The following is a 24,707-nucleotide window of genomic DNA, read 5'->3' on the forward strand; positions in this document are numbered from 1 at the left end:
CGCCGGTTTCATCCGGCGCCGTCCGCCCCGCCTACCGGAACGCCCGCCTCCGCCGTCGGGAGCGGTGGGCCGGCGAGATCGGCGGCAAACGGCCGGAGCACCCGAGCGTCGTTCAGGTAAAACTGCCGGATGTCGTCGACGCCGTATTTGATCATCGCGATCCGCTCCACCCCGAGGCCGAAAGCAAAGCCGCTCACCCGCTCCGGATCGTAGCCGCCCGCCTCGAGCACCTTCGGGTGCACCATGCCGGCGCCGAGCACCTCCAGCCAGCCGGTCCACTTGCACACCCGGCAGCCGGCACCGCCGCAGGCATGGCACGTGACGTCCACCTCGGCGCTCGGCTCCGTAAACGGAAAATAGCTCGGCCGGAGGCGGATCTTCGTCCCCTCGCCGAACAGCCGCCGGGCAAACGCCTCGAGCGTCCCCTTGAGGTCGCTCATCCGCACGCCCTCGCCGACGACGAGCCCCTCCACCTGGGTGAACATGTGCGAATGGGTCGCGTCGTCCGTATCCCGCCGGTAGACGTTGCCGGGGCAGATGATCTTAAGCGGCGTCTTCCCGCCCATCTTGAGCATCTCCCGCACCTGCACCGGGGACGTGTGCGTCCGAAGGAGCATCTCCTCCGTAAGGTAGAAACTGTCCTGCATCTCCCGCGCCGGGTGGTCCTTCGGAATGTTGAGCATTTCAAAATTATACCGGTCCCACTCCACGTCCGGCCCTTCGGCGACGCGGTACCCCATGCTGACGAAGATCTCCTCGATCTCCTCGATGATGAGCGACAGCGGATGCCGGGCCCCCGGCGCGAGCGGCTCGCCGGGGAGCGTCACGTCGATCGCCTCCGCGGCGAGCCGGGCCTCGAGGGCCGCCGCCTCGAGGGCCGCCTTCCGCTCCCCGTACGCCGCTTCGAGGGCCGAGCGGGCGGCGTTCAGCGCCTGGCCGAACGCCGGCCGCGCCTCCGGCGGAAGGGACCGAAGCACGGCCTGAAAGCGGGCGAGCTCCCCTTTTTTCCCGAACAGCTGCACCCGAACGGCCTCCAGCGCCTCCGGCGTCTTTGCCGCCGCAATTCGGCGCCAGGCCGCTTCGGCCAGCGTCGAAAGCGCCGCCTTTTCTTCCTCGAGGGACCGCTCCTTAAGCCTTCCCTCCGACACTTCCTTGCCTCTCGACCGCTCCTCCGGAGACATCGGTCGATCGTCCTCCACCATCGTCGTCCTCCCCTCGATGCGTCTTCAATAAAAAATCCGCCCCCAAAGGGGCGGATCGGTCCGCGGTACCACCCTTCTTCGCCGGTCGGCGCCCGAACCCAAATGCATTCCGGCCCGCTCCGGCCTTCTTTGGCGATAACGGCGACTTACCGCCGCCGACGGCTACTGGGACGCCGCGTGGCTGCGCCTTTTTAAGCGGCCCGATCGGCCGGACGCATCGAAAACCGGCCGATGGCTTTCGTCGGCGCGGCGGACGACGGGCGCCGTTCACCGCCGGTGCTCCGAAGGGAAATGCCCGGCGCCCGCCTGAAAGGGGCTTCCAGTCGCCGACCCCTTCTCCCTGGCAGGGGGCCTTCCGGACACATGGCTTCATCCTCGCATCCCGCATCCGATTGTCATCCCGTCCGGCCGCATCCATCCGGAGCGGCTGTCCCACCCGTTCGGCTGTCCCTCATTATAGCCGCCGCCGGCGGCGCCGTCAAACCCAGCCGGCCGTCCTCCGACATCCTCCGGTCAATGAATCGCCCGCTTGTTGAACCGACCACCGAGCACGTCGTGGACGTTTTCAAAGATGACAAACGCCGCCGGGTCAAGGTCCTGGACGATCGACTTTAGCTTCGTCACCTCGAGGCGCGTCACCACGCAGTAGAGGAGCTTTTTTTCCTCCTTGCTGTAGCCGCCGACGCCGGTGAGATACGTCACCCCGCGCCCGAGCCGGGCGATGATCGCCTCCCCGATCGCATCCGCCCGATCGGAGATGATGACGACCGACTTCATCTCCTCAAGACCGGTGAGCACGATGTCGATGACGCGATAGGCGACGTAATAGGCGATCAACGAATACATGGCGCTCTCCAAAGAAAAGACGAACGCCGCGGTCGTGAAGACGAACAGGTTAAAAAACATGACGATTTCGCCGACGGAAAAATCTGTCCGCTCGTTCAGCACGATGGCGACGATCTCCGTCCCGTCGAGCGATCCGCCGCTCCGGAGGACCAAACCGACGCCGGCACCGAGGAGGACGCCGCCGAACACCGTCGCCAGAAACGCGCTGTCGACCATCGGCGGTACCCGGTCGAGGAGCGTCACCCAGCCGGCGAGGAGCAGGTTGGCGCCGAGGGTGGAAAAGACGAACGTCTTGCCGATCTCCCGGTAGCCAAGCCAGAGAAACGGGAAGATAAAAAGGACGATCCACGGCCCGAGGGGCGAGCGGGTGAGGTGATGGGCGATGATCGAAAGCCCCACCGTCCCGCCGTCGATCATCCGAAACGGGATGAGGAGAAGTTTGAGCGCCACCGCGACGAGGAACGTTCCGACGACGATGCCGAGCCCCTGCCGGACGAAACGAAGGGCCGCCCTCATCGCCCCATCCCCCCGCCGCTTAAGAAACGGGCCCGATGGCGGCCAAGGACGTAGAGCAGGATGCTCCCGGCGACGGCGGCGTTCAGCGACTCGGCCCGCCCCCACTGCATGATGCGAACGTTTTGATCCGAAAGGCGGAGCGCCGCCGGAGACACGCCGCGGGCTTCGTTGCCGATGACGAGGGCAAATCGTCCGGCCGGGCGCACGGCCTCGATGTCGATCCCGTCCCGAGGATGGGTGGCCAGAATCTGCACGCCCCGTCGCCGGAGCGCTTCGAGGGCGGCCGTAAACCCGGAGGCGGCGGCCCGGACGGACGCCGCCTCCGACTCGTCTGCTTCGGAAATACCGACCGCACCGCTCGGATCTTCCGCCCCGGCCGGAAAGGCCGCGCCGCCCGACCCGTCCGGCGAAAGCGCGTAGATCGGCAGGTGAAAATGCGCCCCCTGGGCGCTTCGGAGCACCTTCCCGCTCCAAGGGTCGGCGCTCCCCGGCCCGACGATGACGCCGCCGGCGCCGAAAGCGTCCGCCGAGCGAAGGAGCGTGCCGACGTTCCCCGGATCGCTCACCCCGTCGAGGATGAGGATGAAAGGCGCCCGGTCGACGATCGCCGACCAAGCCCCTTCCGGAGACGGCAGCCGGACGACGGCGAAAATCCCCTGCGGCGTCTCCGTCTCGGCCAGCCGCCGCACCGCCGCGGCGCCGAGTCGGACGAGGGAGATCGGCCGACCGGCGGCCCGCAGCGCTTCGACCGCTTCGACGATGAATCGAAGGGGCGGCGCTTCCGCCCGGTCCGCCGCCACAAGCACCGCCTCAAGCCCCGGGTCGTGGAGCGCTTCCGCCACGAGGTGCGGCCCCTCTACGAGAAAGCGCCCAGACCGCCGGCGCTCCCGGGGCATCTTCAACCGGGCCCACGCCTGGATCCGGGGGTTGTGGGGCGACGCAATCACCGCCTCTTCCGGTCGCGACCGTCCGGCCATGCGTCTCCCTCCTTCCTCTGTTCGTCTTTCGGCGGCGCATAAGCGCCGGCCGCCGGGAAACGTTAAAAGAGGCGCGGCGAAGAAGGCCGCAAGATCGTGCGAAAGGGGGCGTCCCCGTGGCCATCACCTATCGCGACATCGACATCCGCCAGGCCCTTGAACAAAAACTCCACGGGATCAAGCCCGACCGGCTCCGGGAGATCATCGAAGACGCCATCGACGCTCAGGAAGAAAAAACCCTCCCCGGCCTCGGCTTTTTGTTCGAGCTCCTCTGGCAGGCGAGCGATGACGTCGAACGGAAGGCGGTCCTGGAAAAGATCGCCGGCAAACTTACGTAAACTGCGATCTGATTGTATCACGGGTCGTCGGCCGGAAGCAAACCGCCCGAGGGGATACGCCCGAGGCGGAATGAACCCGCCAACGGCAAGAAAAACGCCGCCCCGGAAGGCGGCGGTGTTTTTCTTTTCATTCGACTTCATTCGACGCGGCGACGCCCGGCCTCGCTTTCAAAAGCGGCCGGAGGGCGAGATGCATTTCAAAACGGCGCCCGCCCCGATCCCTCCAGAACGGTTTTCGCGATCTTCGCGTCGAGCGCCTCGTAGGCATAGTAGTCGATCGTCTCATACAGCTCTTTGCGCGTCTGCATCTCCGGAAGGAGGGCCGTCTGCGTCCCTTCGGCAATGAGCGTCCGGTACGTTCTCTCGTACGCCTTCGCCGCCATCCGGAGCGCCGTGACCGGGAAGATGACCATCTGGTAGCCCCATGCCTCGAACTGGGCCGCCGTGTAGTACGGCGTCTTCCCGAACTCCGTCATGTTGGCGAGAAGCGGCACATCGATCCCTTTCCGAAACGCCCGAAACGCCGCTTCGTCCGGGAGCGCCTCGGGGAAGATCGCGTCGGCGCCCGCCTCGACGTAAAGCCGCGCCCGCTCAAGGGCCCGCTCGAGCCCCTCGACGGCGTAGGCGTCCGTCCGGGCGACGACGTAGAGCGTCGGTTCGACTTCTTTGATCGCCCGGACCTTCTGGGCCATCTCCTCCGGATCGACGAGGGCCTTGCCGTTTAAGTGCCCGCATTTTTTCGGCAGCACCTGATCCTCGATCTGGATCGCCGCGACCCGGGCTTCGACCATTTCTCGGGCCGTCCGGACGGCGTTCAGCGCACCGCCGAAGCCGGTGTCGATGTCGACGAGGAGCGGCAGATCCGCCGCCCGGACGATGTCCCGGGCCCGTTCCGCCACCTCCGCCGACGTCACCAGGCCGAGGTCGGGGAGTGCCCGGCTGGCGGTGTAGGCGGCGCCGGAAAGGTAGAGCGCCCGCGCGCCGGCGGCCCGGGCCAGCCGCGCCGCGAGGGCGTCCGGCGCGCCGGGGAGGATGAGGATCTCCTTCGCCTCGACGAGGCGGCGAAACGCCGCCGCGAGCTCCGGCTGCGGCGTCCCCCGCTCGGTAAACCACGCCATCTCCGTCCCTCCTTTCACGGATCCGCCCGGCCGCGGATCGCCCCGGCCGGGCCTTTTCATCGTCTCGATCGGCCGTCACTCCGCAAGAAGCGTCATCAGCCGGTCGACGTCCCAGTCGGGGAAGGCCGGATCCTCGGCGAAAAGGCGGTAGATCGCCGCCGCCTTTTTCGCCGGGTAGCGGCTCTTGAGCGCTCGCTCGAACTTCTCGAGGAGAAGCGGAATCCCTTCCTGCCGGCGGCGGCGGTGGCCGATCGGGTAGAAGACTTCCACCTTCTCCGTCGCGGAGCCGTCTTTGAAGAAGACCTGCACCGCGTTCGGGATCGCCCGCCGCTCCGGATCGTAATACGCTTCGGTGTAGGCCGGGTCTTCGACGACGTCCGTCACGGCCCGAAGCCGGTCGATCCGCGGGTCGAGGGCGATCGGCTCCTCGTAGTGGTCGCTCGTGAGGTCCCCGTAGATGAGCGCCACGGCGGTCATGTACTGGATGCAGTGGTCCCGGTCCGCCGGGTTGTGGAGCGGGCCCTTTTTGTCGATGATGCGGACCGCCGGCTCCTGCGTCGTGATGACGATGCGGTCGATCTCGTCCAGCCGGTCTTTGACCTGAGGATGGAGCTTGAGCGCCGCCTCAACGGCCGTCTGGCCGTGGAACTCCGCCGGGAAGCTGATCTTAAAGAGGATGTTTTCCATGACGTAGCTTCCGAACGGCCGGGCGAGGGTGAGGGGTTTGCCCTTGAGGACGACCGCTTCGAAGCCCCACGTCGGCGCCGAAAGCGCCGTCGGGTAGCCCATCTCGCCCTTTTGCGCCCACAGGGCGAGCCGGACCGCCCGGCTCGTCGCGTCGCCGGCCGCCCACGACTTCCGGGAACCGGTGTTCGGGAAATGCCGGTACGTCCGGAGCGCCGCCCCGTCGATCCAGGCGTTCGAGACGGCGTTTTGAATCTCTTCCCGGGTGAGATCGAGGAGCGCCCCGGCGACGGCGGTCGAGGCGACCTTGACGAAGTGGACGTGGTCGATGCCGACGCGGTTCAAGCTGTTCTCCAGCGCCAGCACGCCCTGGATCTCGTATGCTTTGATCATCGCCGTCAGCACATCCCGGACCTTAAGCGGCGCCTCGCCGAGCGCCCGCCGGCGGCGGCTTTCATAGTCGGCAACGGCGAGGATGGCGCCGAGGTTGTCCGACGGGTGCCCCCATTCGGCGGCGAGCCACGTGTCGTTGTAGTCGAGCCAGCGGATCATCGTGCCGATGCTGAACGCCGCCGTCACCGGATCGAGTTCGTACGGCGTCCCCGGCACCCGGGCGCCGCCGGGAAGCGTCGCTCCCGGGACGACCGGCCCGATCATCTTCGTCGCCTCCGGATAGGCGAGGGCGTAAAGGCCCGAGGCGAGGGCGTCGGCAAAGGCATAGCGGGCCGTCTCGTAGGCGAGGGGGCTTTCGATGCTGGCGTTTTTGGCATAATCGGCGATCTCGACGATGAGCCGGTCGAACGATCGCTCGTTCTTCGGCGACCCTGGCGTCACACCTACCGCTCCTTTCCCGCTTCGGCCGGCATGGCCGGCCGCTTTTCCGTGATGCTCGACTTCGATCGGCTGAGAAGGCCCCCGATCGCCCAGCCGCCGACGCGCCGGGGCGGCGGCCGGGACGGGCGAACGGTCAGGGTGCACCGTCCGGATTTGAACCTTTCACCTTGCGGGCTTGAGCCCCCGCGTCACCTTGTGGGCTTGAGCCCCCGCGGGCCGGTGTAACGAACCCGCGGCCGAAAGAGCCGGTTGGCCGCATGCTGTTCGACGACGTGGGCGACGAGGCCCGCCGTTCGGGCGGCGAAGAAGATCGGGGTGTAGAGCTCGATCGGAATGCCGAGGACGTAGTAGACCGGCGCGGCGTAGTAGTCGAGGTTCGGGTAGAGGCCCTTTTCCCGTTGCATCACCGCTTCGCCGACCTCGCCCATCGCGAGCCACCTCCCGTCGGCCCCGGCGTCGACGAGCGTCCGGAGCGTCTCTTTGAGCAGAGCGGCCCGGGGGTCCATCTTCTTCATGTACACCCGGTGGCCGAAACCCATGATCCGCTCCTTGGCGGCGAGCTTGTTCAGGATGAGCGCCTCCATCCCCTCCGGCGTCCCGGCTTCGAGCATCATGTGCATGACCGCTTCGTTCGCGCCGCCGTGGAGCGGCCCCTTCAGCGAGGCGACGGCGCCGGTGAGCGCCCCGTAGAGGTCGCTCATCGTCGAGGCGATGACCCGGGCGGTGAACGTCGAGTTCGGCATTTCGTGCTCACTGTATGCGATGAGCGAGATGTCGAACGCCCGCACTTCCGCCGGCGTCACGTTCCGGCCGACGATCATCGTCAGCATGTTTTCCACGAAACCGCGGCCGGGGTTCGGTTCCGCCGGCGGCCGGCCCTCGGCGATGTGGTGCAGGTTGGCGACGACGGTGGCGATCTTCGCCAGCGCCCGGATCCCCTTCCGGCGGTTCGCCTCCGGCGAGTGGTCGTCCACCTCCGGGTCAAATCCGGCGAGGGCCGACACCGCCGTCCGGAGGCGGTCCATGGCGTGCATCGACGGCGGGAGCGCCCGGAGAATCGTCCAGATCGCCTCCGGCACCCGGCTTTCGGCGACGAGCGTCCGCTCCAGCTCGCTTCGCCGCGCCTCATCCGGGAGCGCCCCGTCGATGAGGAGGGCGGCGACGTCGACGTACGTTTTCTCCCGGGCCAGATCGAGCAGGTTGTAGCCGCGGACGACGATCTCTTCGTGATCGACGTCCAGGAACGAAATGGCCGTCTCGGCGGCGATGACCCCTTCGAGCCCCGGACGATAGTCCATCTTCTCCGCTCCTTTGCTCGGGTAATCGGATCGGCCCTTCGGTTTTTGAGAAGAAACGGCGTCTTGCGGTTTGAAACGACCGGTACGATTATAGCACAATATGTGAAAGGACAAAACTGAAAAACGGCGAAAAAAGGCAGGGCGTTTTTCATCCGCCCTGCCCCGGACTGCCCGATCGGCTTTCGCCTCAGGCTTGCGCGTTCAGATGCTGCTTGGCCACGTCGACGAGCCGCTTGAAGCTCTCGGCATCCCGAACGGCGAGCTCCGCGAGCATCTTCCGGTTGATCGCCACGCCCGCCTGCTTGAGGCCGTACATGAACTTGTTGTACGAAAGACCGTTCATTCGGGCGGCGGCGTTGATGCGGACGATCCAGAGCCGCCGGAAGTCCCGCTTCCGCTGCCGCCGGTCCCGATACGCGTAGACGAGGGATTTCCACACCTGCTGCTTGGCGGTGCGGTAAAGGGCATGCTTGGCGCCGAAATACCCTTTGGCGAGCTTTAAGATCTTCTTCCGCCGCCGGCGGGTGACCGGCGAATTTTTGACCCGTGCCACGGTCGACTCCTCCTTTTTGAGCGCACCTTTTTTCCGCGCCGGTTCGACGGGTCCGTGCCGTCTCCGGTCGAAACCTCTCTCGAGGGCGACCCAACCGTCCCGGGAGCCGTCCTTGCCATTGCCGGCGATCCGACGAACCCCCGGCGGACGGTCATCCGCTCAGAAGCTCAGTACGGCAGCAGGCGGATCGTCCGCTTGTAGTCGCCGGTCTTGAGCACGCTCTCCCCGCGCAGGCGCCGCTTCCGCTTGGCGTTTTTGTGCGTGAGGAGGTGGCTTTTGTTGGCGCGGTATTTGATGAGCTTGCCGCTTCCGGTCTTCTTAAAGCGCTTTGCCGCGCCGCAATGGGTCTTCATCTTCGGCATCGTTCGGTCCTCCTTCGGTTCTCTTCACTCCGAGCGCCCCCGTCCGGGCGGCCGTCGGTCAGGCGGGAATGACGCCCGCGCTGCCTCGGTCGACGGCCCTCCGCCGCCGGAAGCCGGCCCTCGGCCTTCCACCGCCAATCCGGTGTTGGCCGTCGTTCCTCCGCCCCAAGAAGCCCGACGGTGGCCGTGGCCCTTCCGCACGTCGGGCGGCCGCCATTGGCGGCCCGCCCTCAGCGCTCGGCCCGAGGCGTCGCGTCTTTTCGCTCGCCTTTCTCCGGCTTTTCCGCCTTCGGCGCAAGGATCATGATCAGGCTCCGGCCTTCCATGAGCGGCGGACGCTCGACGACGGCGATGTCTTTCGTGCCTTCGATCACCCGCTGCATGACTTCGGCGCCGATTTCGGCGTGGGTGATCTGCCGTCCGCGGAAGCGGAGCGAGCATTTCACCTTATCGCCTTCCTGGAGAAATTTAATCACGTGCCGGAGTTTCGTGTTGAAGTCGTGTTCCTCGATCGTCGGGCTGAAGCGGACTTCCTTGATCGTGATGACCTTCTGCTTTTTCCGGGCCTCCCGCTCTTTTTTGCTCTGCTCAAACTTATATTTGCCGTAATCCATGATCCGGCACACCGGCGGCGAGGCCTGGGGCGCGATGTTGACGAGGTCGAGGTTTTTCTCCCGCGCCAGGCGGAGCGCCTCCCGGAGCGGCACGATGCCGATCTGCCGGCCGTCGACGTCGATGAGGCGCACTTCCCGCGCGCGGATCGCCTCATTCACCTGAATGTCACGGTTCGTTTTGCTAATCGAAGCCACCTCCATCACCGAATATGGGTCGGCGCCGGCGCTTCAGATCGCTCGCCTCCGATGCCCCGAAGCGCGACCCGTCGAGACGCCCGACCCGCCGAGGCGCGCGACCCGAGCCATGCGTCCGAACCGCACCGTCCCCCCGACCCGGGACCGGCGCTCTCCGCGGCATGAAAAAAAGCGCGTGACCCCACGCGCTCACCCTTTGCCGTTCGCTTCCTTCCGCCCGGCCCGGCCGGATCCAACGCAGACCCGTAACGGTTCGCCATCAGCCCAAAGCGGATCGACGCCCGCCGCTTCCGGGCGCTTGGGCGACGATCCGCCTGGGACCTTAGGGCGCCGGATTCGACGCCTCCGGCGATCGCGTCCTTCCGTCCTGCGTCCGTCCTTCCGCAGTTTAGGCTCCGGCGGAACAAAGCGGCGGTGGTCGATGACCTTGCCGGCGAACGCCGCAAGGTGAGAAGCGCGGGGCTTCTGCTTTTTCATCCCGCCGATGAATTCAACACATAAAGGCAGTGTATCGGATCCGCCGAGAAATGTCAATTGAACGTATGTTCGTCCTGCCGGTTGGTTCGGTCTTCAGGATGCCGCCCCGTCTTCGTCACCGTGGCGGGCGCGCGCCGGTGCATCCCCGGCCGGAAGCGGGCTCCGTCCGGAGCGGAGCGGGCTATCGTCGAAGCGGAATCCATCGCCCGTACGTCCCCATCCGCCAGAGCCACTCCAGCGGACCGAAGCGATACCGCCGGAGCCAGAAGCGGCTCACCGCGACGTTGACGCCGTAAATCGCCACCGCCGCCAAAAGCTCCTCCGCGAGCGTCGTCGCTCCGTACAACCGGAAAAGCCGCATCAAACCGACGGCAAGAACGGTCTGCAGGATGTAATTCGTAAACGCCATCCGGCCGGCGGCGACGATCGGCGCCGTCCAGGCCGGAAGCGCCGGCGGCACCCACCGGAAGAAAACGAGCCCGTAGACAAAGCTCATCGCCCAGCCGGTCAGAAGCACGAGCGCCCAGTCTTCGTACGTCGGTCCGACGGCCGAAACGCCGAGCCGCCGCCAGAGCAAAAGCGCAAAAAGTGGAAGCCACACGACGAGCGCCCACCGGAGCCCCCGGTTCAGGAGCGCCCGGTGCGCCGCCGGCCGTTCGGCCACCCCGAGCTTGCCGAAGGCGAGCCCGACGAGCATAAACGGCAAGACCTGAACGAGCGCCAACCATTCGTATCCGAGCACGAGCGGAAGCTCCGTCCTCCAGCGAAACCGAAGCCACGCCCCCGCGTCCCCTTGCCGATAGACGTCGATCGCCGCCGCCGCCTTCTCCAGGTCGGCGAGATCGAAAACCGCCTCTTCGGCGAGGCGCGGATCGCCCCCGGCATCGACCGTCAGAAGCAGCAGGGCCGGCAGGCCGAACAAAAGCGCCCCGACGACGAGTCCCCCGAGCGCCCAGCGCCAGAGCGCCCGAGGCGAAAGCCGTTCGAACAGAAGGAGCGCCAAACCGCCCAGCGCATAGGTGTGCAGAATATCTCCGAACCAGAAAAAGGCCAGATGGACCGCGCCGAACCCCAGCAACCAGAAAAACCGCCGGAGCGCCAGCGCCTCGGCCGGCGCCCCTTTGTCCCGCGCCCGTTTCATGAAAAGATAAAATCCAAGACCGAACAAAAACGAAAACAGCGGATAAAATCGATTCTCCACGAACAGATCGAGCCCGATCCGAAGCGCCCGATCGAGCGGCGTCCGGACGTCGCCGAACGGCATGAAAAGCTCCGGCCCCCAAAACGACGGCATGTTCGCAAGGACGATGCCGAAGACGGCGATGCCCCGGAGAAGATCGAGCGAAGCGATCCGCGACCGTTCGTCCGTCGGCCCCGGTCCCTCCGCCGGGCCGGCGCCGTTCGGTTCGTCCCATCCGCCACGTTCCGCACTTCCCGCCTTGCGCCTTGCCCGTCTTTCTCGTTCGAGTGGAGTTACTCGCCTGATGGGAGTTCACCTCTCATTTTTCCTTTTGCGACCCGCCTGTTAGACGCCTTCTTCCCCGCGCATCGCCTGCCAGAATTGCCGCCAGCTCCACGGTTCGTCGCTCAAGATCGTCCGCCGGAAAAGCCGGCCGGCAAACGCAGCAGCGCGGCCGCAGAAAGCGCGAAGAGCCGCTCCCGTTCCCCCTTGGACAGCGTCTCAAACGGCTGATCGAGGGTGGGAATCTCCAGCCTGCGGGCCAGCGCCCGGAACCGCCCCCGGTCCCAGTCCGACGCAGGCCTCTCTGCCTGCCGCACGAGTTCGCCGCCGGTCACGCCGAAAAAAGCTCGGGCCAATCCGGCCAGTCGGCCATCCGGCTTTTGATCGCCACCTCCCCGGCGGGATACGTCTCGCCGAAAAGGACGATCCGCCCGGCGATCGGCTTGTTACCGGCGATCGCCCGGTTCGCCCCCAAAGCCCGACTCTTCCGACCGCAGCCTTCTGTCTGAATCGATACCGGGCCTAGGCTCCGCTCTCCGGACGGTTCTCCGGCCGCTTGCCTCGCCCGCCTAAAACGTCGGGCGCTTTCAACACCGCTTCGAACAACCGGACGATCTCCGCATCCGTTAGACCGAGGCGCCGGCTCCGTTCGATCGCCTCCCGAAGCGCCTCCCGGGCAAGCGCCAGCCGGTCCGCCCGCCGCGCCGCCTCGTCATAGACGGCGACAAACGTCCCCCTTCCCTGCTCCGACCGGATCCAGCCCTCGACCTCCAGCTCCTGGTACACCCGCCGCGTCGTGATCACGCTGACGCGAAGGGCCTCGGCGAGGCCCCGGATCGACGGAAGCGGCGTCCCCGGCGGCAATAACCCGCTCAGAATGCGCTCCTTCAGCTGCCGTTTGATCTGCTGGTAGATCGGCGCCGGATCCTCCGGATCGATGCGGATCATCAGCGGGTCCATCGCGCTTCATCCTGTTCACGCTCTGATTCTGTGTATATCTATATTCACAATATACCCTTCTGATCCCCACCTGTCAAGCCACCAAAAGCCCCGGGCCGTATCAACGTTCGGTAAACGGAGATCACTCACCCAAAAATCCCCGATGGACTTTCTACATTCCTCTTTACACGGGATTAAGACCAAGTTAGACTCAGTGTAAAGGGGATGATTTTGTTGAAGCGAAGGAAATATGATAAAGCCTTCAAAGTGGCAGCCGTCCGACAGGTATTGGAGGAAGGAAAGAAGGTCTCCCATGTAGCCAAGGCACTTGGGATTCTCCCAACCATGCTCAGCCGGTGGGTTTATGAGTACCAGACTCATGGTGAAGACGCCTTTTCCGGCAACGGTATCCCAATTCGTCATGCCGATTGGGAAATCAAGCGTCTGCAAAAGCGGCTTGAAGAGCTGGAGACGGAGAACGAGATCCTAAAAAAATTTCAGGCATACTGGAGGGAGGTCGAGAAGTCAAGTACCGATTCATCCGGGAAAACGCAAAGACCTACGAAGTAAAGGTGATGTGCCGTCTGCTGCGAGTAAGCAGGCAAGCCTACTACGATTGGTGCAAGCGCCGTAAGAGCCAGCGACAAATCGACAGTGAGTTGCTCATGGACGCCATTCGTGAGGTATACCGTGAATTCAAAGGTCGCTATGGGAGCCCACGTATTGCGCTGGAACTTTGTAAGCGAGGCATCTTCACGAGTAAGAATCGTGTGGCTCGGCATATGCAGCGAATGGGCCTTGTGGCTCTGCCATGGCGCCGCAAACATCGTCTGGGTCGCAAGCCGTCCGCCGGGCGGATTGTGGAGAATCTGGTTCAGCGAGCCTTTTCCGCTGAGACCAAGAATGTGCTGTGGGTCGGAGACATCACCTACATTCCGCTGCAACACGGGTTCCTGTACTTGGCCACCTACATCGACGTTTTTTCCCGCAAGGTGGTTGGATGGGCGATGAAAACCCGCATGACCGAGCAGCTTGTCATTGATGCATTCTTGCAAGCAGTAGGCCGGGAACAGCCGCCAGCGGGCCTCATTGTCCACACAGATCGAGGATCGCAATATACGAGCCGACGGTATCAAGAGACCGTGAAGCGTCATGGCGGCGTCATCAGTATGTCACGGCTGGGTGACCCGTACGACAATGCAGTGATGGAGGCGTTTTACAAGACGCTGAAGGCGGAACTCCTGGCCGGCGGGAAGTTCGCTGGCGTACGAGAAGCAGAAAAAGCGGTGTTTGAGTACATCGAGATGTTTTACAACAGCAAACGGATGCATTCCGCGCTGGGCTATCTCACGCCAAAGGAATACGAACGCTGTCATACGTGAAGCATTTCAATTTCGATAATCTTAACCCCGTGTCAAGCAAACTAGGGGAAGTCCACCGACGCGCGTCGCATCGTGGCCACAAAATCGGGTATAATGGCCGTGGAGGTGATCTTTTTTGGTATGGTTATACCATATTCGATCTTTTCATTCAAAACTGCGGGCGAATGCCGTTCCCCTGATATCCGGCATCGTCCTCGCCCTGATCTGGGTCCATATCGACCCTTCCTCCTATTCGACGTGGATGCGGGAGCCGTCGATTTCCGTTCCTTTTCTCGGCCCCACCAGCTTCGCCTGGCTGGTAAACGACGTCTTCATGGCCTTCTTTTTCGGCCTGGTGACGGCGCACATCGTCGCCACCCTGTCGAGCTACGGGGGCATGCGGGACATCATCGTTCACGCTTTTAACCCGTTTCTGGCCATGGCCTTCGGCGTCATCGTTCCTGCGTTTTTGTTCATCCTTACGACGCTCCTTCTCGGTCATCCCGACTGGATTCACGGTTTTGGGATCGTCACCGCCACGGACATCGCCATCGCCTGGCTCGCCGCCCGCCTCGCGCTCGGACCGCGTCATCCGGCGATCAGTTTTCTCCTGCTGGTCGCGATCGGCGACGACATCGTGAGCATGCTCATCATCGCGCTCTTCTACTCCAATCCCCATCATCCGCTGCACCTGCCGGCACTCGTCTTCGTCCTTTTCGCCGTTGGCCTGGCCTGGCTCTTTCGCCGCGTCCTTCCGAATCAATGGGCCCTCTCCGTCTTTTTGGCCGGCGGCTTGAGCTGGTACGGATTGTATCGCGCCGGGCTTCACCCCTCGCTTGCCCTCGTGCCGATCGTCCCGTTTTTGCCGTTGGCTCCTCAGCCCGCCGGGGCGTCCGATGCTCAGGCGGCCGATCACGAAAAAAAATCGGCGCCGCTTCACCGTTTTGAATCCACCGTATCCGGTCCGGTCGACGACGGTCTTTTTCTCTTCGCCCTGGCCAACGCAGGGGTTCCGTTCTCTACCTTTGGGCCCCTGTCTGTCGTCATCGCCCTTGCCCTTTTCGTGGGCAAAACGGCCGGCGTCTACCTGGCCGGGCGATTGACCGAGTCGATCGGGTGGCTCCGCGCCATCGACTTCGATCGCTTCAGCCTGTTTGTCATCGCCTTAAGCTCCGCCAGCGGACTGACCGTCTCCCTGTTCATGGCAGAAGCGGCCTTTCCCGACGACCGGGCGCTTCAGGCCGAGGCCAAAGTCGGAGCGCTTTTAAGCCTCTTGTTCGCCGCTTCGGCGGCCGTCATCGGCCGCATCGGCAGGAAGGCCACGCCGTCAACCGCGAAGCGCTGATCATCCATCGATGGTTAATGGATTTGTTCCAAAGGCTTAAGATCGTCTTGAGGTTTCCTCCATCATTTCTTAACCGACATCCGGTAGCCTTGGAGTCGGTAGAAAGCTTCCCGGATCCACTCAAGCTTTCTCCCAAAAATAATTCTCGATGGAGGGAACCGAATATGCCCATGATATTATGGGGAAAAAAGCTGTTGGGGGTTCTGACGGCCGTCACTGTCGGCGGGGCCGGCTTAAGCGATTTCTCTTCTCAAAAAGCCCTTATGGCGGAATCGGCAACCGGTTCAGAAGCGATTTCAGGAACGACCTCGATGTCCGATTCCATACCAGATTCATTAGCGTCACGTCAGGAACCTCATACTTCCGATCCGTTTGGACATTGGGCTCTAAAAGGAAAAGAATCGTTCACCCTGGCGGAAATGCTCACCTATGCGATCCAGGACGAGTATGGCGCTTATGCCGAATACGAATGGATCATCGAGACATATGGTCCGGTCAAGCCGTATACCAACATCCTACAGGCCGAACAGACCCATATCGATCTGCTTCTGCCACTTCTTGAAAAGTACGGCGTCCCCATCCCCAATCGCGCGGAAGCATCCGCTCATATCACCAATCCCGCTTCGCTTCTGGAGGCCGCCCGGGCCGGCGTCCAGGCCGAGATCGACAACATCGCTATGTACGACACATTTTTATCGCAAAACGATCTTCCCGCCGATGTCCGGAACGCCTTCGAAAAACTGCGCACGGCCTCAACCCATCATCTGAGGGCATTTCAGAACCAGATGGATAAGTAGAGCAAGTGACTTCTCCCTCCCCTAAAGGAAAAGGGTACTTCGGGCGCACGGAAGAATTCTCATGGCGGAAGAAAAAGAAATCGATGACGATCTCTGGCGCGACATGACCGAAGTCCTCGTCTCGCTTGCCGCGCGGCTTTATGGCAAGCGTTCCGCGAGACGCCGGACAAAAAAGCGCTGGAGGCGCTTGAGCGTGAAGATCTATAGGGCCTATCGATACGAGCTCGACCCCAATAAAAAACAACACATCCTCCTCGCCAAGCATGCCGGGGTGGCCCGCTTCGCCTACAACTGGGGCCTGGCGAGGTGGATTGAGATCTACGAAAAAGAAGGCCGCAACACAAACGCCAAGAAACTCCACCAGGAACTCAATCGTCTTAAGAAGCCGGACTTCCCGTGGATGGTCGAAGTGTCCAAGTGGGCGCCGCAGGAGGCGCTGCGGGATCTGGAGCAGGCGTTCAAGAATTTCTTCCGTGGACTCAAGTCCGGCCGGAAAATGGACTACCCGGAGAGGGAGAAAAGGCGTATCCAAGTACCAACCGCGTGCGATGGTCCAGAATCGGCAAAAACCAAACCTTCCCGCCGCCATAGACGAGCTGGGTGAAATCGGTGGAGACCCTCAAAGGCATCCGGTTCCCGTTCGGAAAGAAGGCCGGCGGTGAGGTTCGCCCGTTCTTTGGCCAGGACAAGCGGCTCGAGCAGCGGATTCGGCTTTGGTTTTCTCACCTTTCGTTTGAGGGAAAGCTCAAACGTGTGGAGGAGACGACGAACCCGCTTTCCATGGACGACCGTCCCCCTTCGTTTCAGCTCGGCTTCACTGCGGCGATCGCCGGACTCCGGATGTTCCTGAAGGATGGCTTCGATCTGTGCCTTGAGCGTTTCGTCTGCCTCAATTCGTTTCCTTTCGGCTACCTCTCGCTTTTTCTGGTCATACCCGGTTGCCCGCGAAATCAGGCGCCTTGAGGTGAATCGGCAGGGGATCCAGTCGCCTGGCCAGCACCTCTTGAGCCAGGCGGATGCGTTCATGAAGGGAAAGCCGATCTAGCTTCCCGGGTATTCCTGTTCTTTGTTGGAGGGTTCAAAGAGCTCAGCGCCTTTTTCCAGAAGGGCAAGCTTTCCCTTCAAGAGGGTGTTCGGATGAACGCCGTATTCCCGAGAGCATTCGACGAGCGTTTTTTCGCCTTTTATCCGTTCCAAAGCCGCTTTGAGTTTGATGGAGCCGGGAATGAATTTTGTTCGTTTCATGGATTGCCCCTCCTTTGACAGAAGGATACAACATAGTTTCAGCATTTATCTAGTCTGAGGGGCGCATGACCTAACATCATGCTTCTTGCGGTTTTGACCCGCGGCCGGGTGAGACGGCGACGCACCTGCCGCCTGAGCCAGCGGCGGACGCGTGCTTGTTCTTCCGGCATAAGTTCGGCGCCCGGACCGTTGTTCGGCGCGCCGGCATCATGGCCCCGCATCAGATCCCGAATCCGGCGCCAGTCCCGGGAACCGCTGGCCGGAAGGTACAGAAGCCATCGGGTGTAGTGCTTCATGCCTTCGGACCAGGAATGCCGGTCGGATATGCGGTTTGCAATGTCCTGAAGCACCGCCTCCCAGTGCCGCTCGAGCGTAAGGAGCGCATCCTCCAGGGCCATCTTCCACAGGCGCGCCTGAAGGCCGTAAGGGCTTTTGAAGCCGGTCCGGACGAGCGCATCCCGAAGCGCCCGGCGACCGCCCGGACCCAGATAGGAGAGAAAGTCGAGATGTGCGTACCGGACGAGAAAGGCATCCTTCTGCCGGGCATAGGCCTCAATCGTCCGCTTTAGGGTTTCCCACTTTTTCCGGTTCAGCCGGAGGCTTAAGAGCCGAACGGTCCGCTTCATCGCCCAGGGCCTCCTTGACCGTCTGCACGAGTTTTCGCGCCCGGTACGAGCGGCTTCCGTACAGCCGGGCAGCGAAATGCTGAACGATGCTCACCAGATCTTCCGCCAGTTCCTGCGCCGGCTCCGCCTTTTCGTCCCGGTGGACGACGACGATCTCCTGAAGGAGGCAGGTCCTGCCGCGGAAGAGCTATAACAAAGATGACCGGCAACACCAAAGCCGGGGGCGGCCGTTTACCGGCCACTCCCGGTTCCCGCTGCCTCCACGTCCACCCGCCAGAAGCGCTCTTCCCGAAAGCGGGCCAAAAAGGCCGCCTCTGCCGCCTGATCTCCGGCGGCCAGAAGTGCCTCGTACTCCCGGAACAGGGCGCCCGTCTGCGACGCGTGCGTCCGAAGGGCCGCCAGCTTCTTAGGCCAGAACGCCCCGGCCTCGACGACGAAATCCGGCGGTCCGAGCCGCTCCCGTCCCGGGGCAAACGCCGCGCCGTAGACCGCCGGCCGGCGGTCCCGCGGCAGGCGGGCCACCGCCGCCGCGACCGCCTCTCCGGTGGCGTCGTGATCCGGATGCACGGCATACCCGGGATAGTAAGTCACAATCGTCTGCGGGCGATACGCTTCGATCGTCTCCAGAAGGCGCCGGACGAGGGCCTCCCGATCGATGAACTCCACCGTCTTGTCGTGCAGATGCATCAGGACGAGCCGCTCGACGCCGAGGGCCCGGAGGGCCGCCGCAAGCTCCTGTCGACGCACGTCCGGCAGCGTCAGACGGGTGGCAAACGGCGGGTCGCCCAGGCTCCGGCCGAGCTCGCCCAGCGTGAGCGTCACCGCCACCACGCGGGCGCCGGACGCCGCCCACCGGGCCAGAGTCGCTCCGGCGGCAAAGGTCTCATCATCCGGATGCGGAAAAATCGACAGGACCGTCGCGCCCGGTGGACCGAGCGGGGACGATCCCAAGCCGGCGTCCGGCACCGACCCCGTTCCGCCGAACGGCGCCGGATTTTCCGACGCCTCGGCGTCCGTCGCAAGATTCAGCACCTCCGTCCCGCCGAAGGCCCGCCCGGCCAGCGCCCGCGGCGCCGTCGAAAGGATGAAGGCGGCGGCGAGCTTTCCGTCCGCAAGCAGGGCATAAAACGCCAGAACGTCCTCCGGCCGACCGTCCGGCCCTCCGCCGGCCTCCTCCCAGTGCGTCAGCCCTTCGACGAGGGCATAGCCGTCGACCGTCACCAGCCCGAGCCGGTGCGGGCCGGGGCCGAGCAGAGACGCCCGCTCGATGACGACGCGGGCGTTTTGCACCAGCCCGCCGACCGGATGCGCCTCCCCCCGGTGGTGCCGGGCATAGGCCCCCTGCGTCGTCTCCAGGTGCACGTACGCCGTCCGGCCTTCCCACCGGCGGAGCGCCGCCCGGGCCCGTTCCAGCGCCGCCCCTTCCAGCCGCTCCATCGCGCCATTCCCCCTTTTCGCCCGGCGATTTCAGCGGCCGGCCTCGGCCGCCCGCATCTTACGTGACGTCTGCCTCTTTGACCCCTGAGTCCCTCGCGACGTCTGCGACCCGCGCGACGCCTGAGTCGTTTCGACTTCCGGCAGCCCCGTTTCACCCGGGCGACGATGACGCCGATCCGACATGCTTGCGACGAGGGACTACAGAACCGCCGCGAGCTCGGTGCTTCACCGGCGATGGGCCACGTCGTCCTTCACGAGGGCGATGAACGCTTCGACCGACATCGTCTCCGCCGCCTTTTCGCCCCGGCGCCGGACGGCGACCGTCCCGCTTTCCGCCTCCCGCTCCCCGACGACCAGCGTGTACGGAATCTTTTTCACCTGGGCGTCCCGAATGCGGTAGTTCAAGCTCTCCGCCCGGGCGTCGAGGCGGACGCGCACGCCGGCCGCTTGAAGCGCCCGGACGACGGCCTCCGCCGCCTCCCGGAAGCGGTCCGACACCGGGAGCACGACCGCCTGCTCCGGCGAAAGCCACACTGGGAGCGCCCCTTTCGTTTTTTCCAGGAGATACGCGACAAAACGCTCCATCGTCCCGACGACGCCCCGGTGGATGACGACCGGCCGATGGGAGGCGCCGTCTTCGCCGACGTACGTGAGGTCAAACCGCTCCGGCAGCACGAAATCGAGCTGCACCGTCGACAGCGTCTCGTCCTTGCCGAGGGCCGTCTTCACCTGCACGTCGAGCTTCGGCCCGTAGAAGGCCGCCTCGCCCTTCGCCTCGACGAAGTCGAGCCCGAGGTTCGTAAGCGCCCGCCGGAGCATCCCCTCCGCCATCTCCCACATCGCGTCGTTCTGAACGTATTTTTCCGTATCCGCCGGATCCCGGAGCGACAGGCGGAACCAGTAGTCGTCGATGCCGAAATCCCGATACACCCGCAGGATGAGCTCTACCACTTCGGAAAACGCGCTTTCGATCTGCTCCGGCGTGACGAAAATGTGGGCGTCGTTCAGCGTCATCCCCCGCACCCGGTGGAGCCCCGTCAGCGCCCCGGACGCCTCGTAGCGGAACATCGTCCCGAGCTCGGCGATCTTGAGCGGCAGATCCCGGTAGCTCCGAGGCTCGCTCTTGTAGATCATCATGTGGTGCGGGCAGTTCATCGGCCGGAGGACGAGCCGCTCGTGGTCGAGTTCCATCGGCGGGTACATGTTGTCCTTGTAGTGGGCGTAGTGGCCCGAGATCTCATACAGCTCGACGTTCGCCAGCACCGGGGTGTACACGTGCTGGTAGCCGAGCGACTCCTCCAGATCGACGATGTAGCGCTCGATGATCCGCCGCACCTTGGCGCCGTTCGGAAGCCAGAGCGGGAGCCCCTGGCCGACTTCCCGCGAAAAGGTGAAAAACTTAAGCTCCTTCCCGATCCGCCGGTGATCCCGCTGCCGGGCCTCTTCCAGGCGCGCGAGATACGCCTCGAGATCTTTTTCCGACGCCCAGGCGGTGCCGTAAATCCGCGTCAGCATCGGGCGGCGGTGATCCCCCCGCCAGTACGCCCCGGCGACGGAGAGGAGCTTCACCGCCTTCACCTTGCCCGTCGACGGCACGTGCGGCCCCCGGCAGAGGTCGACGAACTCCCCCTGGCGGTAGAAGGTGATCGGCTCCCCCTCCGGGATGGCGGCGATGAGCTCCAGCTTGTACGGGTCGCCGATCGCCTCATAGTGGCGGATCGCCGCCTCCCGCGTCACTTCTTCCCGGATGAGGGGAAGGTCCTCGGCGATGATGTTCTTCATCTCCGCCTCGATCCGCGGCAGATCGTCGGCGGTGATCGGCTGCGGCGGGTCGACGTCGTAATAAAACCCGTCTTCGATCACCGGCCCGACGCCGAGCTTCGTCCCCGGATAGAGCCGGAGGATCGCCTGGGCGAGGATGTGGGCCGCCGTATGCCGCATCGCCAAAAGGCCGCCCTCGTCTTCGGCCGTGAGGATGCGGACCGCATCCCCCTCCGCGACCGGATGCGAAAGATCGACGACGCGACCGTTGATCTCCGCCGCCAGCGCCCGTTTGGCGAGCGACGGGCCGATCGCCCGGGCGACGTCCGCCGCCGTCCGGGCGTCCGGAAAGGCCCGCTTCGCTCCGTCGGGAAGGACCACCGTCGGCATGGGCCTTCATCCTTTCTTTCGTTTTGTGGCATGACGTTTTTCGGCAGCAAAAAACGCAAGCGCCGACAAAAAAACCCGCCCCAAAGGGGCGGGGGCTCCCGCGGTACCACCCTTTTTGGCCGGTCCGAACCGGCAGCCCTGTTCCCTCGCCGGACCGATGCCCTCACCGGGCATTCCGAATCAAAAGGAAACGGACCCCTTCCGCCGGCCCTCCGACCGACCCGCTCTTTGCGTTAACGCCGCCGACGGATCCGGCTACTCGCGATTCGGACAGGACCGCCGCCCGACCGAGACCTCGCCCGGTCGTAACGCCCCCATCCTTTCGCCGGATCGGCTCCGGGGAGGTACGCGCCCGCGGCGGCAGCGGCGGCTTCCAGCCTCAGGCCTCCGCTCTCTGGATGCCCCGAACCGGGCGCGCATGGCCCCATCTTCGCCCGCTTTGTGCTTGTCCGTAAAAAGGCTTAGCATCATTATAGCTGTTCCGTAACTCACAAACAACCATCCCATCGATGGATCCTTGCCCGGTTGCATCTTGCATCATCGACGAGAGGCTCGTAAACCGGGAATCCCTTTCCGCCGCAGAGCTTGGTTCCGCAGGCTTCACTTCCCGCAGAACGCGCGGCAGGGCCGTTCTCACCGCGGTCAGGTTCACTTCGGTTCTCAGCGAAGCCTGGCTTTCGCTCGGTTAGGCGCATGTTAACATAGCCAGCGGAAAAAACGCAAAAGGTTTTTCAACTGTTGGGAATCCCCGCCGCCTGCTCCATCAAGTCATCCGGCGCCCCCCTACGGATCCGGCCACGGGCCATGGACACCTGGAAGGCCCGGCATCGCTCTCCCCTTCCTGCGGCCGGTGCACTCGTCCATGCTTTCCCGCACCCGATCGGCCAGGACCGAGGCAAGAAGCGGGTGCGGCCCCAGCGGCCGGGCAATCGCGACGGAAGCCCAATCCGCCGACAATGCCTGGTTCAGGCGCTCCGGCAGCTTCCGCATCAGATACCCTTCGAACAGCAAATACGGCAACACCACCGTCCGCCGCGGACTCTGCGCCCACAAACGCGCGGCCGCCTCTTCCAACCCCGGCCCGATGCCGGTGAGCATCCCGAACCCCCAGCGCTCGACCCCGAGCGTGCGGCGGATCGCTTCGGCGACGCGCCGGAAAGCCGCAAACGCTTCCATATCCTGGCTTCCCCGTCCGACGACCAGAAGGGCGTCGCCGGCCTCGAACCGGCCGGCGGCCTTAAGCGCCCGCTCCGCGGCCAGCGCCACAAGGCGCGGATCCTCGCCGAATACCGGCGCAAAACGCACCCTGAGCCCCGGGCACGCTTCCCGGGCGCGACCCACCTCGGAAGGCAGATCCTGCTTCACATGACCGGCCGCAAACAACAGGAGGGGGGCGATGAGGACCTCGCGCACCCCGCTCCGGTACAGCTTTTGCAAGGCGTCCGCTACCGTCGGAGGACAGAACTCCAAAAACGCCGCCTCAAAATGCCGGATCCCAAGTCTCGTCGCGGCGTCAGCCACGGTCTTAAGGAACGCCCGCCGCCCTTTGGGAAAGCGCGTACCGTGCCCGACGAACAGCACCGCGGCCGTCCGGGAAGCCGTCATCGCCATCGGCGCGGAACCTCCACCGGTTCCCCTTCTCCGGCGCGTTCCGCCGTCGGTGCCCCCGAAAGGGGCGCCCCGGCCTCCAAGGACGGCGGTAGATCTTCGGCGCGGCCGCCGATCACGACGAAAGGCGCCGCTTGCGCGTTCGACGCGATGTCGAGCGCCGCTTTCCCCACGGCCAGGGCGGCGGGAGATTCCGCCCAGAGGAGGTCGATCCGCGGCGGCACGGCGTCCGAGAGGAGCCGCTCCAGTCGGGCGCGGAGCCTTGCCCCGTCGACCGTCCATAAGGAAAGCCTCTCAAAAGAAGAGCCACAGGACGCGCCTTCCATGCCGCGCTCCGGCGCTTTTTGCCCGAAAGCCGCAAGGCCGCCCCCCGCCTCGACGAACACCGGCGCGCCCGGCTCGGCCATCGCCGCCCAAAACCGCCGGGCCCTTCGGTCGAACAGCGCCCGGCCGTCGAAAGGCGCATCCTCCTCCTGCTCAGGGAGGAGGGCATCCGGTCGGATTCCGCGCCGGAGAAGCGCCGCTTCCGCCCCGGGGCCCGCGGCCGCGATCCGGATCCCCGAAAGGGCTCGGGCATCAAGACCACGGGCCTCAAGGGCCCGCCAGACGGCTTCCACCCCGAGCGCGGTCCGAAATACCCAGAGCGCGCGGCGGCCCGCCTCACCGCGCCCCGGCGCCGAAGCGCCGAGGCCGCTTCCCTTAAGCAGCCGATCGACCGCCGAGCGGTCAAAGCGCGCGTACGGAAGGAGCGAGAGATCCACCGCCTCCGCTCCGAGCGCCTCGGCCGCCTCCGCCATGGCCAGCGCCCGCTCGCGCGTCTCCGCCACGGCGACGACGCGCCGGCCGAACAGCGGCAACCGTTCATACCACGCAAGCGCTTCGGACAGCGCGCAAAGCTCGCCGACGACGATCACCGCCGGCGACCCGATGCCCGCCGCCCGCGCGCGTTCGGCGAGCTCGCCGAGGCGGGCGCGGACCGTCCGCTGTGTGGCGCGCGTCCCCCATTGGATGACGGCGGCCGGCGCATCCGGAGAGCGTCCGAAGGCGATGAGCCGCTCGGTGATCTCCGAAAGCCGCGTCACGCCCATCAGGATGACGAGCGTGCCGTCGGCCTTTGCCAGCCTGGACCAGTCGATGGGCGCGGGCGCTTCGCCCGCCGCGACCGGCGGGTTTTGGGCCTCTTCGCACGTGCACCGATGCCCGGTGACGACGGTGAAGGCGGACGAGACGCCGCGGTACGTGAGCGGGATCCCGGCGTACGCCGGGACGGCCACGGCGGAGGTGATGCCGGGTACGACCTCCCACGGGACGCCGGCCCTGCTTAAGGCCACGATCTCCTCGCCGCCGCGGCCGAACACGAACGGATCGCCGCCCTTCAGGCGGACGACCGTAAGACCGCGCCGGGCCAGCCGGATGAGGAGCGCTTCGACCTCCCGCTGGGGCACCAGGTGGCGGCCGGCCGCCTTGCCCACGTGATACACTTCGGCGTCCTCGCGAGCGTATCGGAGAAGGCGCGCCGGGGCCAGTCGGTCGATGACGATCGCATCGGCTTCCGCCAGAAGCTGCCGCCCGCGCACCGTGACGAGCCCGGCGTCGCCGGGCCCGGCGCCGACCAAGTAGACTTTACCACCGTCCATGCCTCCACCCTCCCTTCGCCGAAGTTTCGATTCGAACCGGCTGGTCATCTGCCGGCCATCCCGTTTTCATCGGATAACGATTTTC

At 64.8% G+C, this 24,707-nt stretch carries 27 protein-coding genes and 1 pseudogene; 8 read left to right on the top strand and 20 right to left on the bottom strand.

Features of this window, described 5'->3' with window-relative positions; genetic code table 11:
- Window positions 1-8: 8 nt before the first annotated feature.
- From pheS to K2M58_RS08940, 3 genes are all read right to left on the bottom strand, one after another.
- Window positions 9-1,202: a phenylalanine--tRNA ligase subunit alpha gene (gene pheS, locus K2M58_RS08930; protein ID WP_289628241.1), complete on the bottom strand. Its 1,194-nt coding sequence runs from the start codon at window positions 1,200-1,202 to the stop codon at window positions 9-11.
- 513 nt (window positions 1,203-1,715) lie between these two features.
- Complete coding sequence (locus K2M58_RS08935) at window positions 1,716-2,564, bottom strand: YitT family protein (RefSeq protein ID WP_220677276.1); 849 nt, start codon at window positions 2,562-2,564, stop codon at window positions 1,716-1,718.
- On the bottom strand, window positions 2,561-3,541 hold the full coding sequence (locus K2M58_RS08940) for a TrmH family RNA methyltransferase (RefSeq protein WP_220677277.1): 981 nt from the start codon (window positions 3,539-3,541) through the stop codon (window positions 2,561-2,563). The genes K2M58_RS08935 and K2M58_RS08940 overlap by 4 nt, the downstream gene beginning before the upstream one ends.
- Before the next feature lie 116 nt (window positions 3,542-3,657).
- On the opposite strand from K2M58_RS08940, the gene sspI reads away from it, so the two are divergent.
- Window positions 3,658-3,879, top strand: coding sequence for a small acid-soluble spore protein SspI (gene sspI, locus K2M58_RS08945; protein WP_220677278.1), 222 nt, complete (start codon window positions 3,658-3,660; stop codon window positions 3,877-3,879).
- A gap of 197 nt (window positions 3,880-4,076) precedes the next feature.
- On the opposite strand, the gene prpB is transcribed toward sspI, so the two are convergent.
- From prpB to K2M58_RS08995, 10 genes are all read right to left on the bottom strand, one after another.
- The gene (gene prpB / locus K2M58_RS08950) at window positions 4,077-4,997 is read right to left on the bottom strand and encodes a methylisocitrate lyase (protein WP_220677279.1); all 921 of its coding nucleotides are present in this window, start codon (window positions 4,995-4,997) and stop codon (window positions 4,077-4,079) included.
- A 75-nt stretch (window positions 4,998-5,072) separates the two neighbouring features.
- Window positions 5,073-6,515, bottom strand: coding sequence for a bifunctional 2-methylcitrate dehydratase/aconitate hydratase (locus K2M58_RS08955; RefSeq protein WP_220677280.1), 1,443 nt, complete (start codon window positions 6,513-6,515; stop codon window positions 5,073-5,075).
- Between the two features lie 188 nt (window positions 6,516-6,703).
- Window positions 6,704-7,813: a citrate synthase gene (mmgD, locus tag K2M58_RS08960; RefSeq protein WP_066200487.1), complete on the bottom strand. Its 1,110-nt coding sequence runs from the start codon at window positions 7,811-7,813 to the stop codon at window positions 6,704-6,706.
- Between the two features lie 187 nt (window positions 7,814-8,000).
- Window positions 8,001-8,366, bottom strand: coding sequence for a 50S ribosomal protein L20 (gene rplT / locus K2M58_RS08965; protein WP_066200490.1), 366 nt, complete (start codon window positions 8,364-8,366; stop codon window positions 8,001-8,003).
- A gap of 167 nt (window positions 8,367-8,533) precedes the next feature.
- Entirely contained in the window at window positions 8,534-8,728 is a 195-nt protein-coding gene (gene rpmI, locus K2M58_RS08970) for a 50S ribosomal protein L35 (RefSeq protein ID WP_220677281.1), read from the bottom strand.
- 230 nt (window positions 8,729-8,958) lie between these two features.
- Window positions 8,959-9,543: a translation initiation factor IF-3 gene (infC, locus tag K2M58_RS08975; protein WP_220677282.1), complete on the bottom strand. Its 585-nt coding sequence runs from the start codon at window positions 9,541-9,543 to the stop codon at window positions 8,959-8,961.
- A 652-nt stretch (window positions 9,544-10,195) separates the two neighbouring features.
- Window positions 10,196-11,278: a DUF418 domain-containing protein gene (locus K2M58_RS08980; protein WP_220677283.1), complete on the bottom strand. Its 1,083-nt coding sequence runs from the start codon at window positions 11,276-11,278 to the stop codon at window positions 10,196-10,198.
- A 323-nt stretch (window positions 11,279-11,601) separates the two neighbouring features.
- Window positions 11,602-11,793, bottom strand: a complete 192-nt coding sequence (locus tag K2M58_RS08985) for a hypothetical protein (protein WP_220677284.1) — start codon at window positions 11,791-11,793, stop codon at window positions 11,602-11,604.
- A gap of 14 nt (window positions 11,794-11,807) precedes the next feature.
- Window positions 11,808-11,951: a hypothetical protein gene (locus K2M58_RS08990; protein WP_220677285.1), complete on the bottom strand. Its 144-nt coding sequence runs from the start codon at window positions 11,949-11,951 to the stop codon at window positions 11,808-11,810.
- A 47-nt stretch (window positions 11,952-11,998) separates the two neighbouring features.
- Window positions 11,999-12,436, bottom strand: coding sequence for a GntR family transcriptional regulator (locus K2M58_RS08995; protein ID WP_252393433.1), 438 nt, complete (start codon window positions 12,434-12,436; stop codon window positions 11,999-12,001).
- A gap of 204 nt (window positions 12,437-12,640) precedes the next feature.
- On the opposite strand from K2M58_RS08995, the gene K2M58_RS09000 reads away from it, so the two are divergent.
- The 6 genes and pseudogenes from K2M58_RS09000 (at window position 12,641) to K2M58_RS09020 (ending at window position 16,522) form a co-directional block, all read left to right on the top strand.
- On the top strand, window positions 12,641-12,985 hold the full coding sequence (locus K2M58_RS09000; RefSeq protein ID WP_066201946.1) for a transposase: 345 nt from the start codon (window positions 12,641-12,643) through the stop codon (window positions 12,983-12,985).
- Window positions 12,955-13,797 carry an IS3 family transposase gene (locus K2M58_RS09005; RefSeq protein WP_252393614.1) on the top strand — a complete coding sequence of 281 codons (843 nt, stop codon included), beginning with the start codon at window positions 12,955-12,957 and terminating at the stop codon, window positions 13,795-13,797. The genes K2M58_RS09000 and K2M58_RS09005 overlap by 31 nt, the downstream gene beginning before the upstream one ends.
- A 115-nt stretch (window positions 13,798-13,912) precedes the next feature.
- Entirely contained in the window at window positions 13,913-15,121 is a 1,209-nt protein-coding gene (locus K2M58_RS09010) for a Na+/H+ antiporter NhaA (protein ID WP_220677286.1), read from the top strand.
- 194 nt (window positions 15,122-15,315) lie between these two features.
- Complete coding sequence (locus K2M58_RS09015) at window positions 15,316-15,918, top strand: ferritin-like domain-containing protein (RefSeq protein ID WP_220677287.1); 603 nt, start codon at window positions 15,316-15,318, stop codon at window positions 15,916-15,918.
- Window positions 15,919-15,961: 43 nt separating this feature from the next.
- A pseudogene (locus tag K2M58_RS12665) lies at window positions 15,962-16,090 on the top strand (IS607 family transposase); the annotation flags it as partial.
- 21 nt (window positions 16,091-16,111) lie between these two features.
- Window positions 16,112-16,522, top strand: a complete 411-nt coding sequence (locus K2M58_RS09020) for a helix-turn-helix domain-containing protein (protein ID WP_252393615.1) — start codon at window positions 16,112-16,114, stop codon at window positions 16,520-16,522.
- Here the strand turns inward: K2M58_RS09020 and K2M58_RS12990 are convergent.
- On the bottom strand, window positions 16,420-16,773 hold the full coding sequence (locus K2M58_RS12990) for a hypothetical protein (protein WP_354667535.1): 354 nt from the start codon (window positions 16,771-16,773) through the stop codon (window positions 16,420-16,422). The two genes, K2M58_RS09020 and K2M58_RS12990, sit on opposite strands and share 103 nt — an antisense overlap.
- Here K2M58_RS12990 and K2M58_RS12670 point away from each other — a divergent pair.
- On the top strand, window positions 16,672-16,881 hold the full coding sequence (locus tag K2M58_RS12670; protein WP_252393434.1) for a hypothetical protein: 210 nt from the start codon (window positions 16,672-16,674) through the stop codon (window positions 16,879-16,881). The two genes, K2M58_RS12990 and K2M58_RS12670, sit on opposite strands and share 102 nt — an antisense overlap.
- Window positions 16,882-16,959: 78 nt before the next feature.
- Here the strand turns inward: K2M58_RS12670 and K2M58_RS09030 are convergent, their stop codons facing one another.
- The 6 genes from K2M58_RS09030 to cobA form a co-directional block, all read right to left on the bottom strand.
- Window positions 16,960-17,163, bottom strand: coding sequence for a hypothetical protein (locus tag K2M58_RS09030; RefSeq protein ID WP_220677290.1), 204 nt, complete (start codon window positions 17,161-17,163; stop codon window positions 16,960-16,962).
- A gap of 38 nt (window positions 17,164-17,201) precedes the next feature.
- Window positions 17,202-17,789, bottom strand: a complete 588-nt coding sequence (locus K2M58_RS09035; protein WP_220677291.1) for a hypothetical protein — start codon at window positions 17,787-17,789, stop codon at window positions 17,202-17,204.
- A 231-nt stretch (window positions 17,790-18,020) separates the two neighbouring features.
- On the bottom strand, window positions 18,021-19,226 hold the full coding sequence (gene bshB2 / locus K2M58_RS09040; protein ID WP_220677292.1) for a bacillithiol biosynthesis deacetylase BshB2: 1,206 nt from the start codon (window positions 19,224-19,226) through the stop codon (window positions 18,021-18,023).
- Window positions 19,227-19,451: 225 nt separating this feature from the next.
- The gene (gene thrS, locus K2M58_RS09045; protein ID WP_220677293.1) at window positions 19,452-21,377 is read right to left on the bottom strand and encodes a threonine--tRNA ligase; all 1,926 of its coding nucleotides are present in this window, start codon (window positions 21,375-21,377) and stop codon (window positions 19,452-19,454) included.
- Window positions 21,378-22,160: 783 nt separating this feature from the next.
- Entirely contained in the window at window positions 22,161-22,988 is an 828-nt protein-coding gene (locus tag K2M58_RS09050) for a sirohydrochlorin chelatase (protein ID WP_220677294.1), read from the bottom strand.
- Window positions 22,979-24,622, bottom strand: coding sequence for a uroporphyrinogen-III C-methyltransferase (cobA, locus tag K2M58_RS09055; protein ID WP_220677295.1), 1,644 nt, complete (start codon window positions 24,620-24,622; stop codon window positions 22,979-22,981). The genes K2M58_RS09050 and cobA overlap by 10 nt, the downstream gene beginning before the upstream one ends.
- Window positions 24,623-24,707: the final 85 nt, after the last annotated feature.

The organism is Hydrogenibacillus sp. N12 (assembly GCF_019645935.1).
Taxonomy (GTDB): domain Bacteria; phylum Bacillota; class Bacilli; order Thermicanales; family DSM-22653; genus Hydrogenibacillus; species Hydrogenibacillus schlegelii.

Bases quoted from the DNA above. Each gene is read 5' to 3' on its own strand.
- K2M58_RS09000 (WP_066201946.1), top strand. From the start codon at position 12,641: ATGATTTTGTTGAAGCGAAGGAAATATGATAAAGCCTTCAAAGTGGCA.
- K2M58_RS08980 (WP_220677283.1), bottom strand. From the start codon at position 11,278: ATGCCGTTCGGCGACGTCCGGACGCCGCTCGATCGGGCGCTTCGGATC.
- prpB (WP_220677279.1), bottom strand. From the start codon at position 4,997: ATGGCGTGGTTTACCGAGCGGGGGACGCCGCAGCCGGAGCTCGCGGCG.
- pheS (WP_289628241.1), bottom strand. From the start codon at position 1,202: ATGGTGGAGGACGATCGACCGATGTCTCCGGAGGAGCGGTCGAGAGGC.
- infC (WP_220677282.1), bottom strand. From the start codon at position 9,543: ATGGAGGTGGCTTCGATTAGCAAAACGAACCGTGACATTCAGGTGAAT.
- mmgD (WP_066200487.1), bottom strand. From the start codon at position 7,813: ATGGACTATCGTCCGGGGCTCGAAGGGGTCATCGCCGCCGAGACGGCC.
- cobA (WP_220677295.1), bottom strand. From the start codon at position 24,622: ATGGACGGTGGTAAAGTCTACTTGGTCGGCGCCGGGCCCGGCGACGCC.
- K2M58_RS08940 (WP_220677277.1), bottom strand. From the start codon at position 3,541: ATGGCCGGACGGTCGCGACCGGAAGAGGCGGTGATTGCGTCGCCCCAC.
- K2M58_RS09030 (WP_220677290.1), bottom strand. From the start codon at position 17,163: ATGAAACGAACAAAATTCATTCCCGGCTCCATCAAACTCAAAGCGGCT.
- thrS (WP_220677293.1), bottom strand. From the start codon at position 21,377: ATGCCGACGGTGGTCCTTCCCGACGGAGCGAAGCGGGCCTTTCCGGAC.
- K2M58_RS09035 (WP_220677291.1), bottom strand. From the start codon at position 17,789: ATGAAGCGGACCGTTCGGCTCTTAAGCCTCCGGCTGAACCGGAAAAAG.
- rpmI (WP_220677281.1), bottom strand. From the start codon at position 8,728: ATGCCGAAGATGAAGACCCATTGCGGCGCGGCAAAGCGCTTTAAGAAG.
- K2M58_RS08935 (WP_220677276.1), bottom strand. From the start codon at position 2,564: ATGAGGGCGGCCCTTCGTTTCGTCCGGCAGGGGCTCGGCATCGTCGTC.
- bshB2 (WP_220677292.1), bottom strand. From the start codon at position 19,226: ATGGAGCGGCTGGAAGGGGCGGCGCTGGAACGGGCCCGGGCGGCGCTC.
- K2M58_RS08995 (WP_252393433.1), bottom strand. From the start codon at position 12,436: ATGGACCCGCTGATGATCCGCATCGATCCGGAGGATCCGGCGCCGATC.
- K2M58_RS09050 (WP_220677294.1), bottom strand. From the start codon at position 22,988: ATGGCGATGACGGCTTCCCGGACGGCCGCGGTGCTGTTCGTCGGGCAC.